This is a genomic window from Bartonella sp. CL100XZDX, assembly GCF_042195375.1.
Lineage (GTDB): Bacteria > Pseudomonadota > Alphaproteobacteria > Rhizobiales > Rhizobiaceae > Bartonella.
In genome coordinates, this window is record NZ_JBHIOH010000054.1 from 1 (window position 1) to 14,746 (window position 14,746).

4 protein-coding genes and 1 pseudogene are annotated in these 14,746 nt (G+C 36.5%); 4 read left to right on the forward strand and 1 reads right to left on the reverse strand.

Annotated features, from left to right (window positions below):
- Nucleotides 1-119: 119 nt before the first annotated feature.
- A pseudogene (locus ACFILU_RS06050) lies at nt 120-709 on the reverse strand (integrase arm-type DNA-binding domain-containing protein); the annotation flags it as partial.
- Nucleotides 710-3,000: 2,291 nt separating this feature from the next.
- On the opposite strand from ACFILU_RS06050, the gene ACFILU_RS06055 reads away from it, so the two are divergent.
- From ACFILU_RS06055 to ACFILU_RS06070, 4 genes are all read left to right on the forward strand, one after another.
- Complete coding sequence (locus tag ACFILU_RS06055) at nt 3,001-5,478, forward strand: autotransporter outer membrane beta-barrel domain-containing protein (RefSeq protein WP_375675186.1); 2,478 nt, start codon at nt 3,001-3,003, stop codon at nt 5,476-5,478.
- 672 nt (nt 5,479-6,150) lie between these two features.
- A complete protein-coding gene (locus tag ACFILU_RS06060; RefSeq protein WP_375675187.1) occupies nt 6,151-8,562 on the forward strand; it encodes an autotransporter outer membrane beta-barrel domain-containing protein in 2,412 nt (803 codons plus the stop codon).
- 146 nt (nt 8,563-8,708) lie between these two features.
- Nucleotides 8,709-10,742: an autotransporter outer membrane beta-barrel domain-containing protein gene (locus ACFILU_RS06065; RefSeq protein ID WP_375675189.1), complete on the forward strand. Its 2,034-nt coding sequence runs from the start codon at nt 8,709-8,711 to the stop codon at nt 10,740-10,742.
- 133 nt (nt 10,743-10,875) lie between these two features.
- On the forward strand, nt 10,876-13,860 hold the full coding sequence (locus tag ACFILU_RS06070) for an autotransporter outer membrane beta-barrel domain-containing protein (protein ID WP_375675191.1): 2,985 nt from the start codon (nt 10,876-10,878) through the stop codon (nt 13,858-13,860).
- Nucleotides 13,861-14,746: the final 886 nt, after the last annotated feature.

Here is a 14,746-nt window from a genome sequence, read left to right on the forward strand (position 1 = left end):
AGTTTTAAAATAAAACTGTCAAAACAGCGTATTTCTTTTCTATGCATTAACAAAAAAGGCAGCTACAATATGCTGCCTTTTCGCTTTATAAATCCTAATAACACTACACTATCCCTCCTTAAGAGAGCCCTTGCTTTTTCTACTGCCTGTAAAATCAACATCCACGCCCAACGCCCATGTTTAAACCAAAGCTTTAGACGCATCAGTGCTGTATTAACAGCTCCAGCTTTTGTATGACAGATGGGAGCGAGGATATTGCGTATTTCTGTTTGTGTAATCTCTGAAATAGACAGACAGCCTAATTTGAGGAGAATATGGAGTTTTAAAGGTGAAAACCAGTTTCCATCTTTACCATCATTTTTAATTCAGCTTTACAACTTTCAAAAGCATCTAAGGCAATGTCTTTTAAGTAATGGAGATTACGCATTGCCTCACGTTTTCGTTTCTCACGTTCTTTAATGGGGGCACGCCCCTCACGTAAAACAGCACGCCACCCAGTTGCCAATTCACGAGCTTGTTTTAAAGGGACATCTCTCAAGGCACCCAAGCCCATTTCACGCCGGCGCCCCCCGTGAAAGGTATAACGGTAAAGCCATTGAGCGCCCCCATCTTTACGTTTGTGAAGGAGCAATCCGGCACCATCATTATATTTTCCAGCTCGTGGGTGTTGCTAAAGCCCTTGGCTCTTGAGACGATTCATAAGAGCCATTTTTACTCCTTTCTTATACATTTTTTACCCACACGCCAGCCCCGCTTGTGGTGTGCAAGAGAATGGTTTTGCTTGATTTAAGACAAACAGGTTTAAAATGAGAAAATTTTACGTTATTCAGAACTCTAATTCAATGAAAGTACCGATAAATTATCATTATAAATCATTACATTATACCATTTTTATCAAGATAAAAGATAAGGTATTTTTATCTAGAATATGTCACAAAGTATGCAGCCTTTTCGAACATGAAATCCATTTTTTCCTGAAGTGTTTTCTTTTCCACTTAAATACGATTTTTCTCCTCTTCACATGGGTTGCGCAGCTATTCATCATCGAATTTGCCCATAAAGCTAAAAAAGTGTATTTTTAGATAATATAAAGATAACAGCATTAAGTATAAATCTTAAAAAATAGAAGATTTCTTGCTTTTTCACTTATGGAAGTACAGAAACTCTACCGTTTGATTATGCTCCTCTTTGAAGATAGATATGGTGCTAATATGCGCCATAGAGCTGTCCAAGCAAAGATGATATTAGAAAAATGAAAAAAAGCACACTGGATAAATCATCAATCATAGCTTACAATATAACAGAGCATAATGGTGTTTTCATATGGCTACACTCTTCCCTTGTGATATCTGTACAGCAGATATCTCTAAAACTTCTATAAAAAATACTATTAAAGTTATGCTGTAAAAATGTTAATTGCCTCAACAATCATTTGTCAAAAATTTGCAAAGAATAATCAGAGAACTAACCTTTTGAACCACGAACATAATTTGTGTGCTAAGGATTTGATTTTTACCAACTTTTAACATATTGATGATCTTAAAATTAAATCAGACAGCCTCCCCAGTTAGTCCGGATAGGTAGGTATCTAACAAAAACTATTGTTAGGACCGTAGAAGATCGTACCCCATCCTTGTATGAGAAAGTGAACTTCCTTAAAAAACTTTGATATTGATGATACTAAACAGATTGGTATTCATTTTTACCTTAATCCGATAGATCCTGCCATTAAAGGTGCGTTTAGCACAATACACAGTTATCTCACAATTTAACCTTCTATATTGATGTAAACTATCAGAAAAAATTTTAAAAGACGTATAGCCGAGACAAGTTTTTCTGATAGAATACACTACCAATTTTAATATAAAATTATAAAAAAATAAGCATATTGATCCGTTTACTATTAACAAAAAAACGGAGTGTATTTTTTTGTTATTTACAATCTATTATAGCAATAAAATAAATTCTTTCTTTACGATGTGTTGTCGCTATCTATAAAGATTTATTTACACTTCCATTGCTGGTTCTTCCAAACAAACAGTTTTGAGAAAATTAATGCATGAAAAGAAAATCTAACAACAAGCGCTTTATCTTTCACATACAAAACGCTCAAGAAAGCTAGTTATTTCATTTATAAAATGAAATAACTCAATAAAGTTCTTTTTGTATCAATAAAAGATGTTTTTAATGAAATATTCAAAATATTGATTTATAATGATAATTTAGCGTTATTCCTATTGAATTAAAATCTTGAATATCGTAAATTTCTCTCATTTAAAATCTGTTCCATGTTGAACTAATCAAAATCATTCACTTACACATTACAAGCGGGGCTGCGTGTGAAGCAAAGTTATATAAGAAAAGCCTAAGAATTCCTCTCATGCACCGCCTCAAGTGCCAAAGGCTATCCACACAACATTGGGAGCTAGCAAAGTATGTAATGGGGTTGCTCTTTTATTAAGCCGTAAAGGTATCGGCTTGCTCCTTCGTAAGCATAAAGATGATGGGACTCTATAGCTTTAGCGTTATAGCATTCATGAAAACCATCGCGAAATGGGCTGTGCGACCTTAGAAAAATGGACTTTGCTACCCTTAAGGAAAAGCTTCTTTAAAGAAAGCCTGTGAATAGCCCCCTCATCACTTCTTCTAGCAGAGAAAATTTTCTGATCGTTTTGGTGAGTACATCAAATAATACATCTCAATGCGATAGAGCTTTTATAGCGATTATCTTTAATAGACAGTTTTTAAATATCATACTTCATAGTGCTTTTAGCATAAGCTTAACCAAGCTAGGTTTTATGAAATCCACTTTTCTCGACTTTTTATGATCATGAACAAGTTTTTCTGAAGCAAAACTTCAAATCATAGAGAACACCATAAAATATAATTCGTTTTGTTATTTACAATAAAAACGTAATAATATAAAAAACTGATCGGGTACTTGCGCCATCAGGGGAATGAAGTAAGCATCAAAGCATACCAAATACTAAAGGCATATCTATGTGTAAGAAATATATTTATAAGAAAAATTTTTTGTTATGTACAATTGCTGGAACTTTCATTTTTTCTCATTTTGCTCCAACTTATGCAAATAGACAACCTCCTGAAATTATTAGTGAGTTTAAACTGGAGAAAGGAGAAGAAAAAACTCTTAATAACGTTTTTATCCGCAATGGATTGAGCGCAGTGCACGCCTCTGAGAAAGCAATTGCCACAATTACGAACTCAACAATACATTCAGCTTCGTTTGCTTTTGCTGTATCACAAGGTGGACGTATTAATGCTAAAGAAGTAAAAGTCAATGCCCTGTATACTGGTCTATCGATTTCAAACGGTATCATTAACATTGAAGATTCATTCATAGAAAGCAAAAGAAAATCCGGTATTATTTTTCATAGCATTTTAGATGTTTTTGTAAAAGATGGTGAAGAAGTTATCAATAAAGCAATTCTTAACAATACAAGACTGCTTGTGAAAAATGGTGTCGGTATTTTAGGACCATCATCTTCAAAGTCTATTGCCGAGGTTCAACTTAGAAATTCAGAGATTCGTTCTGATGTACTATTACAAAATAATGTAAAAAAGAAAACAGATTCAGATCCTCATCCTGTGACTTTTGTATTAACCGCCGATAATTCGATTATGGAAGGAAGAGCAAGAACCTTAGCAGTAAATACAACTGTTTTTAATTTAAACAACAATAGCAAATGGTATTTAAATGTAAGTCAATACGACATAAATCGTGATGTTAGTTCATTTAATTATGCACTCCATGACATTAAGCAACGAGCGCTGTCTACCGTTTCAGTACTGAACTTTAATAATAGCTCTATTGTGTTTAATCCGCCACATGCGCTGGCAAAGAATCAATATCAAACCTTGAGTGTAGGACGAACAACTGAGCTTCCTAATCCACACGAAAACAGGAACTCCGCTATAAAAACCGTTTATAATGCAGTAGGTAATGCAAGGATTTATTTCAATACAGAATGGAGTGATGGTTTAAAAAGAGAACAACAAAAAACGGACCGTCTTCTTGTCCATGGAGATGTATCAGGCACCACAACAATTAGTTTCAATAGTCTTTCAAAAGATGAGCCATCAAAAGAAGAAGCTTCTATTCCCGCGAATATGCGTGGACTGTCGCTCATTCAAGTATCTGGAAAAACAGATGAAAATGCCTTCAAACTAGCGAATGGCTATGTCACAATGGGCGGTTTGCCTTATAAATATGTCTTAAATGCCTATGGACCAACATCACGTCTTGGAGAAGCAGAGAGCACACAAAGCCATTTAGGAGAAGTAACTCAACAATCACAAGAAAAGTCCTCAAAAACCGACACGACCCCCGTTATATTAGGTGGTGCTGTTTTAAAGATTGAGAATAATATAAAAGGTGAATCAACACCAAATTCTGAGCAAATAGGGAGCACACAAAACCATTTGAGAGGAAATCAGAATTTCTGGGATTTCCGCTTGCAAAGGGCAACGCTCGATGATGAAGGAAAGATCAGAGCTCTCGTTCCTCAAGTGGCAAGCTATTTGTCCATGCCTAACGCACTATTCTTAGCTGGACTGGCTGATATAAACAATCAAAACACTTTACTGAACACGATACAAGAAACGGGCTTTGAGACAAAAGATCATAAAAACAAAGGAATCTTCTTCTCGACTTATGGCAATAAGATGACATTATCCTCTCACCGTACACCATTGCAATATGGCTATGGAGCCGATATTCACTATGCTGCTTTACAAGCAGGCTTTACATTAGTAGCTCTAGAAGATCAAAACATGACCACCAATTTTGGTCTTTTCGGGACATATGGGAAATTAGCTTTCACTCCAAAAGATATGGAAGGTGCTGACAAAAGTACACTCAATAAATGGTCAATTGCTGCATATAGTGGACTGTGCCATAATAATGGTACATATATCCATACTCTCGTTACCTATGGAATGCTCAAAGGAGATATCACCACAGCTCTCATAGGAAAGACTGCAGAATTGAAAAACGCTGATACATTCAGTGCATCGGCGACCATTGGACAAAAGTTCGAAACCAGTAGGAAAGGATTGGGCTTTGAACCACAAGCACAAGTTGTTTATCAACGTCTCATGCTTGGCACACTCTCAGATGTCGATAGCTTTGATGTAGATATGGGAAATCCTCATCAATACTTAGTGCGTGTTGGTGGGCGCTTAACGCAAACGACGATTTCTATCGAAAAAGACAGTATTCTTTCTTTCTATGGTAAATTGAATATTGTTAAAGCTTTTTCTAACAATGGTACAATACAGATTGGTGAATCGTTCCACTTTGATTCTATAGGAGCTTTTGTTGAAGGTGGACTTGGTGTAACTGCACAACTATCACAAAATATCGCCCTTCATGCTGATGTTAATTATCAACATAAGCTTCAAAAAACTGGTATATCTGGAGCAAGCTTTTCAGGCGGAATACGCTATCAGTTTTAAGAAAAAGCAAAAATAACTTATAGTCTATTCATTTTTAATAAAAAAGCAGTACGAATGTACTGCTTTTTTGCAATCTATCGAAAAGAGCCATCAATAACGGTTCTTTCTATACAGCTTTCTTGAAAGAATTAATTTGATTCAAACCAAATGCAACAAAATTCTTTATCTCTCGATAACTGTTGAAATTTCAAGAGAGCTGCCTTTTTTATTTATAAAAACCGAGTGGATTCAATGAAAACTGTTGTATATCGATAAAGAGTACAAAATATTTTAGCTTTTTTACATCAAAAAAATTCATAGTGAATAATTCTATATGCAAGAAAACCACCTGAAAGCTTTTTGCAAGCGCGCAACAAATATTCTCCAAAAACTTTGTAAAGTTTTCATAACAACAACCTTAAGTAACAAACATCTTTGCAAAATATTTTAATTCTTAGCACTTTAAAACAAAAATACTTAGCAAGCTAGGTTTTCTGAAATCCATCTTCGCTGCATTGCGCTTTCTATTTTAAAAGCTCTTCTAAGACCAATTTTTAAACGATAAATAACAAAACGCAATATTCGTTTTGTTATTTACAATAAAAACATAATGATATAAAAACTGATTGGGTACTTGCGCCATCAGGGGAATGAAGTAAGCATCTAAGCATACCAAATACTAAAGGCATATCTATGTGTAAGAAATATATTTATAAGAAAAATTTTTTGTTATGTACAATTGCTGGAACTTTCATTTTTTCTCATTTTGCTCCAACTTATGCAAATAGACAACCTCTTGAGATTTCTACGGTCCAAGTAGCTAATGGAGAAGAGAAGAGCCTTCATAATGTTTTTGTTCGTGGTAAGTATGATGCCGTGCTTGCTAAGAAAGGTCATATTACCATTACAAACTCAATAATGCACTCAGGCTTTACTTTGCTTTCTGCAACGTCAGGTGGTCAAATTAATGCCAAAGGAATTGTGGGAAAGACAGAAGAGCATGGTTTGTCACTCACAAACGGCGCAATCCATATTGAAGATTCAACATTAAACGTCATAGGCCACAGCAAAGCCTATGGTATCAACTTTGGTTATATTCTGAGCTCTACAATAAAAGAAGGAGAAGAAGTTGTAAACAAAGCAATTCTTAATAATACAAAACTTCTTGTAAACGACGGTGTAGGTATTTTCGGACCTTATTATCCCAAAACTAATGCAGTGTACCTTAAAAACTCAGAAATTCGTTCTGATATGTTATTAAAAAATGAAGTCTCACCCTTCGTCGAGATTCAACCTACTACTTTTACATTAGATGCTGATAATTCGATTATGGAAGGAAGAGCCAAAACGCTTCCTCAAAATACAACGGTTTTCACTCTAAACAATAACAGCAAGTGGCATTTAAAAATTAGTCTATTTGAATTAGAAAACAGTTTTAGTCTATTTGATTACAAGCTCCTTGATCTTAAGAACCGAGCACAATCAATCGTTTCAGTTCTAAACCTTAATAATAGCTCTATCATATTTAATGCGCCGCATAAACTAGCAGACAATCATTATCAAACCTTGCATGTAGGAAAACATCCACAAAAAACAGAGCCAAACAGAAGCTCTGATGCAACAACGGTTTACAATGCATTGGGCAACGCAAGGATTTACTTTAATACCGAATGGAGTAATGGTCTTACAAAAGAACAACAAAAAACTGACCGTGTTCTCGTTCATGGTGATGTCTCAGGCACCACAACAATCTATTTCAATAATCTTTCAAAGCATGCAGAACCATTCGATGATGAAGAAAATACAATTCCTTTGAATATGCGTGGGCTCTCACTTGTTCAAGTTTCTGGGCAAGCAAATGAAGATTCCTTCAAACTGGCCCATGGCTACACCACAATGGGCGGTTTGCCTTATAAATATGTCTTAAATGCCTATGGACCAACGTCCCGCCGTGGAAAAGCCGATAGAGCACAAAGTCATTTAAGCGGAATATCACAAGAATCAAAACAGAAAGATGCACAAAACACCAATGCATCATCCCTCGAAAAAGGAAATAACGGACAAGCTCCCTTGGAAGAAAATGAGAATTTCTGGGATTTCCGTTTGCAAGGTGCGACTCTCGATGATGAAGGAAAGATCAAAGCTCTTGTTCCTCAAATGGCAAGCTATTTGGTTATGCATAATGCAATATTCTCCTCTGGCTTGGCTGATATAAACAATCAAAATACACTGTTAGATAATATGCACTCAACAATTTTTGGATTAGAAGGTCATAAACAGAAAGGGATATTTTTAACAACTTATGGCAACAAGATGACGTTATCTTCCAGCCGTAGTCCATTGGAATATGGTTATGGTGCTGATGTTCACTATGCTGCTATACAAGCAGGCATGACATTAGCAACGTTAGAAAATCAAAATATGACCGCGAATCTTGGTCTTTTAGGCACATATGGAAAGCTCGCTTTTGCGCCAAAGGGTATGGAAGGTTCTGACAAAAGCATACTGGATAAATGGTCCTTTACGGCATATGGGAACCTCCACCATGATAATGGTCTCTATGTTAATGCACTTTTCTCTTACGGCATTTTAAACGGACATATTACAACAGCCCTTATCGGCAACACTACAGAGTTAAATAATACGGATACATTAAATATATCAGCTACCGTTGGACAAAAACTAGCTACTGGTGTTGAAGGAGTATCCTTTGAACCACAAGCACAACTTATTTATCAACATATTGCATTTGGCTTTCTTTCAGATATTGATGGCTTCCAAGTTAATATAAAAACCCCTCATCAATGGTTGGTCCGTATTGGAGGGCGTTTAACGAAAACAATGCTTCCCATTGAAAAAGATCGTGTTCTTTCTGTTTATGGTAAATTAAATGTCATCAAAGCTTTTGGTGAGAAGCGTACTATCGATGTTATTGAATCTTTCCATCTCGATTCTATGGGCTCTTCCCTTGAAGGTGGGCTTGGCATTAACGCGCAACTTTCTAAAAATATCGCACTTCATGCTGACGTTAATTACCAACATAAACTTCAAAAAGCTGGGTTCTCTGGAATTAACTTTTCCGGTGGAATGCGTTATCGCTTTTAGAAATCTTAGCTCTCTATTTTGACGCATAAGCAGCGCTGAGATGAAAACAGTGCTGCTTATATTTTACTACATTACAAAAATTGTAGTGTGTCAAAAAGTGGTTCATTTTTAGCAAAACAAAGAAAAATATCTTAAGGAACATCTCTATGCATAAGAATCTTTTATTATGTACAACCGCTGGTGCTTTGTTTTTTTCTTCTTTTAATTTTACGTCTACCAGTACCGCTTCTGGTCTAAGCCACCAGGAACGCCATGCTCTTGAAGGGATCATGAAATTACCTGAACAATATCGCCATGCCATTGATTCAATAAACACACCAACACAAGCAGAAAAAAATCTTGAGAAGATAGCCTCTGGCGCCATGATGGAAGATAATTCGCACTTCAACCAAGCACTTGAAAATCATATGGATCGTGTAAGAGATACGATTAACAACTCTTTTGCAGGTGAAAGTCGTTACGGTTCTGATGCACATATGAACGTGGTGAACCACGAAATGGATAATATACGTGACCAAGCCATAGCATACCTTGAACAATTACGTCAGAACCGATTAAAAACAAGAGAAAATTTATTACGTGGCTACGACAAAGTAGTTTCCGATGCCGTGCAAGCAGAAAAAATTCTTGATGCTGATAATCAACAGCGTTTTAATACCGCGCGCCAACAATGGGTGAGCCAAGACAATCATAATTGGTTTGAACTGCAAAATAAAGCAGTACAAATAGATAGTGCTTTACAAGAACACAACAAGGAACTTTCCAATACTTTACGCAAAGCGGTATTAGAAGCTTTGAACAATAATGAAATAACCAACGTGGAGAGAAAAGGAGATATAACCTCTCCTTCATCTGAAGAGAATAGACAACCTCTTATTGTCTCCAGTACAAGACAAAGACGCTCTAGTGATAAATTACCACCCGCTCATGTTGCTGCCCAACACAAGGATAATTCAAAGGACAATTCATTCACAAGAACAGATCATGGAATGAGACAGCCTAAAATAAATGAAAATTCGCAATCTGATATTAATCCCCAAACAAACACCACTTCCTCGGAATCGAAAACGACTCTTCCATCCGAAAAAGCGCATATGAATTTGCTCCCAAAAGTTGGAAATACCGCTACCGCGGCTACAGAGAGCACCTTTAAACTTACAGATGATGATAAAGCAACTGCAACTTCTACTTCTCTTGAAGGGACAGCAAAAAGAACAATTCTTACACCACAAGAAGAAAGCTCTTTAGTCATGCCTATCGCGATGTTTGCTGTTGGGTTTAGTGATGTCAACAATCAAAATATCTTGTTAGACAATATGCAAATAACAATGTTTGAACCCAAAGATCATCCAGAAAGAAGCGTTTTCTTATCCTCTTATGGCAATAAGAGCACGTTTTCTTCCAAGGTTCAAGCAGAACAAGATGGTGTCCAAGCAGATATTCGCTATGCTGCATTGCAAGCAGGAGCAACATTAATAGCGCTAAAAGATAAAAATAGCAGCAGCAACTTTGGCCTTTTCGGAACATACGGAAAATTATCTTTTACTCCTAAAAACAAGGAGAGCTTTCAAAAAAATATGTTTGATAAATGGTCACTCACCGCATATGGAAATATTCAGCATGACAGTGGCATCTATGCAAGTGCATTTCTCTCTTATGGAATTTTCAAAGAAAATAACGCCACAGCTCTCATCAAACATACCTCAAAAGTGAAGAATAGTAAAACATTAGGAGCCGCTGCAACTATTGGTCAAAAACTGTCAACCAGTTTGGAAGGTGTAATCCTAGAACCGCAAGCACAACTTGTGTATCAACGTCTCATGCTTGGTTCTTTATCAGATAGGAGCTCTTTCTCAGATGACGATAACTCTAAATCAGATGGCGATAACTCTAAAATAGACATAAGCAAACCTCATCAATGGTTGCTCCGTATTGGTGGACGTTTGACACAAAACAAAGGCCATGCCTTTTCCTTCTACGGCAAACTGAACATGATCAACACTTTTAGTGAAAACTTTCCGTTTGCTGCTATGGAATCTTTAATCGAAGGTGGTTTTGGTTTTCAGGCGCACTTATCGCAAAATATCGAGCTTCATAGTGATCTCAGCTATCAACATAAACTCAAAAAAGATGGCATCTCTGCAATAAATATTTCCGCTGGAATGCGCTATCACTTTTAAAAATACTTATATTCCTATCTTGAAATATAACGTGCTCTCATTATGTTTCGTTTTGTCTCTTACAAAATAAACATAATGAGGCCAAGGTTTTATCTTTTATTAAGAGAGGGGAAACATTTAGGAATACATCCATATGAAAAAAAGTTTTTTACTATACACAGTTTCTGGAGTTCTGTTTTGTTCTTCCACCAGCTTGTCTAATGCTCTTCATGATACGAATACACAACCTACGATAGCTCTCTCTTCTCTGCAACCCACTCATCAAATAGGTGCATCCAGAACTTCTAATCCCTATTCAAATGCATCATCTTCGTATCCACCTTCAACATCTAGGTCTACAAGAACGACCAGAAGCTCTTCTCCTACAGGGAGTGAATCTACAACGCCTACTTCCACGAGCACTCTACCTCCCAAAACACAACTTGAAGGAAATACAGAAGATGTACAATCTACCCCTACAGCCACACAAGACACTATTACACAATCTCCAGCGATAGGAACAGCTTCAACGACAGAAATGGAAGCAAAATCTAGAAGACGTTCAGGGGTGCCATCCTCTTCTACAAACTCTTCCAGAAAAAAAACGCCCGAAAATTCTGCTGTATCCTCACAGTCAGAACCTACAAGCACGGAAGCTACAAGACTAACAACAGAGCTATCGCCAACGCCTAAAGAACCAGAACTCGCACAGCCAATATCTTTAAGACTAGAAACTGGACAATCAGCATTACCGGTACCGCCAAAATCTGTAAAACCAGCGCCCGTGCAATCTGCCTCAACACAAAAGGTATCTGCAAAATCAGAGCTTGAAAAACCAATATCACCAACAAAACAACCTGAAAAGTCTACACAAACTGAGGATATAAGCTCTGGAGTTGAGGCTACAAACGGTCAGACCATAACGCTACATAACAAAAAAATTCAAGACAATGGTTTTGCTGTACATGCAGATGGAAATAATTCAAAAGTCAACATGATAGGGGGAACAGTTGATGCACGTTTTGTTGCACTAAGCGTATCAGATGGTGGAGAAATTGATGCTACAGGTATTACTGCAACAGCAGAAACAGCTGGTTTGCTAAACATGAGGGGCACAATCAAACTTAAGGATTCAAGCGTACATGTCACGGGAAATTATGAAGCAGACGGTATTATTTTCCGCAATAATCAATACTATACCCCTAGAAAACAATATACACGCAATGCTGAAAGGAATAACAATGTCGTTCAAGAACAAGCTATTCCTAATAAAGATAAAGTAACCCTAGAGAATACAAAGCTTTTTGTTGAACATGGTAGCGGTATCAACCTTTATGGAACAGGCGTAGACGGAGAAGTCAACCTTAAAAATTCAGAAGTCCATGCCGATATTTTATTAAAAAATATAAAGAACGAAAGTGCCTCCACAAACACTATTACATTAGTTGCAGACCACTCTTCTTTAGAAGGTCGGGTAAGAACTTCTAAAGATAATAGAACAGTTTTTGATCTAAAAGAGGGGACGAAATGGCTTTTAAAGGCGAATAAAAATGCCACAAATAATGATAATATTTTAAATGACTATAGACAGTTTGATGTTGATGAAAAATCATACTCTAATCTTTCTGAATTGCACCTTACAGACAGTGTCATTATGTTTGACAAGCCAATGGAGGGACATTATCAAACTCTGTTTATAGGACCTAATCTTTCGCAAGAAGACGAAACGACCCACACAGCAGCGGTTTACAGTGCAACAGGTGTTGCAGAAATTTATGTAAATACTCAATGGAATAAACATTCTCCTATCACGGAGCAACAGACTGATCGCATTGTGATTAATGGTGATGTCTCAGGGAGTACTGTTGTTCACATCAATCTCCAAGAAACAGATAAAAAAATAACCGATAGCTCTGCTGTTTGGGAAGAACGCATGGCGTCACTTCCTTTAGGGACACATGGGATTTCAATCATTCAAGTTTCCGGACAAGCAAATGAAAATTCCTTCACGTTAGCAGGAAACTATATGACAATAGGGAAACAACCTTATAAGTATGTAATTACAGGCTATAAACCTGGAACATCTCATGAGAGCCAAAATCTTTTTGGTAAAAACAGTAATTTCTGGGATTTTCGCTTACAGAATGCCTACATTGATAAGGATAAAAAGGTTCGAGCCCTTTTACCACAGGTAGCAAACTATTTAACCATATCTAATACTTTGTTTTCTGCTGGATTTACTGATGTAAACAATCAAAACGCGTTGTTAGATAATATGCGCACAACAGTATTTGGGGCAAAAGACAATAAAAAAAATGGTATCTTTTTCTCTTCCTACGGCGAGAAAGTCACCTTATCTTCCAACCGCGATCCATTACATTATGGCTATGGTGCTGATGTAAACTATACTGCTTTACAAATAGGTGTCATATTAGCCGCCTTGGAAGGTAAAGACATAAGCACACATTTTGGTCTTTTAGGAACATACGGAAAACTTGCCTTTACGCCAAAAGAGATGCAAGATTCTGAAAAGACAACTCTTGATAAATGGTCTTTTGCCGCTTACAGCAGCATCCAACATAGCAATGGTATATATCTAAACACACTTCTTTCTTACGGAACCTTAAAAGGAAATATTACCACGGCTCTTGTTGGGAATGCCGCAAAATTGGATGGTACCGAGATGCTTAATATATCTGCAACCATTGGTCAGAAATTAGCAACCAATACAAAAGGGCTGGTCTTTGAACCACAAGCTCAATTCATTTATCAAAATCTCATGTTTGATATTTTCTCAGATACCAATGGCTTAAAAGTAGACATGGGCAATCCACATCAATGGTTGATCCGTTTTGGTGGACGTTTAACAAAAACGATAATGGCTGTTGAGGAAAACAAGGCTGTTTCCTTCTATGGTAAAATGAATGTTATCAGAACTTTTGGCGATGGTAAAACAATAAAAATTGCTGATACCTTTCATGTTGATCCTACCGGCTCTTCAGTTGAGGGAGGCATGGGGGTGAACGCATATCTTTCTCAAAATATCGTACTAAACGCCGATATCAGCTATCGGCAAAAACTGCAAAAAGCCGGTGTATCTGGCACCAATTTGTCTGGCGGAATACGTTATCGTTTCTAAAGCAGAAGTTAATTTTAACTTAAATAAAAAAGCAGCACAAAGTGCTGCTTTTTTATTTAAATTTATATATATTTTTAAATTCTCAAAAATCATTATCACATCAAAGAAGATTTTGACTTATAATATTTCTTTTGCATATTGAATAAAAAACTGAATATCTTAGCATTCTCTCATCAAAATACCCCATAAAGTTTTATGTCTTATATCACCACACCTCAAGCGATGATGTTTTTACAGCACAACAGAATAAGCATTCATGCATATTTTTAAAAAAGTCAGCCCCTTCTTCGCTGTGGACGCTCTATTTATTTTAAATGATGTGCATTTAATATACCTGCTATAAAGACTTAGTATCTGGTATAAATTCTTAAAGGCATGTTTTTCCTCTAAAATCTCAATGCTACAGCAACTCCATCATAAGACAAGCATTTGATTTATAAAGACAATTAATTGTTTTGCATGTTAAATGAGAATCCAGAATATCGTAAGATTCTTTCATTTTAGACCTGTTCCATGTTGAATCAACAAAAACCATATCTCTTGCAAGTGACAAGGGGGAAGAGCCATAGGGATAAAAAACTATTAAGAAAGGATTAAAAATGCCTCTAATGAACTATCTCAAGTGCCAAGGGCTGTAGCAACATTGGAAGAAAGCAAAGAATATAACAATATCAACTTGCTCTTTTATTAAGCATAAAGATGGTCGTACCCTATAGATTTTATATTATTTCCATGGGGACTTTTTATTATACCATTCACAAGCGCCGTTGCATCAAAGATGTCGTTGCGCCCCACAACCACCATCACGAAATAGACTTGAGAGCTTAGATATCTCTTTAAAACAAGGCCGTGAATTAGGAATAACAAATCCATTCTATTTTGAGCA

Bases quoted from the DNA above. Each gene is read 5' to 3' on its own strand.
- ACFILU_RS06065 (WP_375675189.1), top strand. From the start codon at position 8,709: ATGCATAAGAATCTTTTATTATGTACAACCGCTGGTGCTTTGTTTTTT.
- ACFILU_RS06055 (WP_375675186.1), top strand. From the start codon at position 3,001: ATGTGTAAGAAATATATTTATAAGAAAAATTTTTTGTTATGTACAATT.
- ACFILU_RS06060 (WP_375675187.1), top strand. From the start codon at position 6,151: ATGTGTAAGAAATATATTTATAAGAAAAATTTTTTGTTATGTACAATT.
- ACFILU_RS06070 (WP_375675191.1), top strand. From the start codon at position 10,876: ATGAAAAAAAGTTTTTTACTATACACAGTTTCTGGAGTTCTGTTTTGT.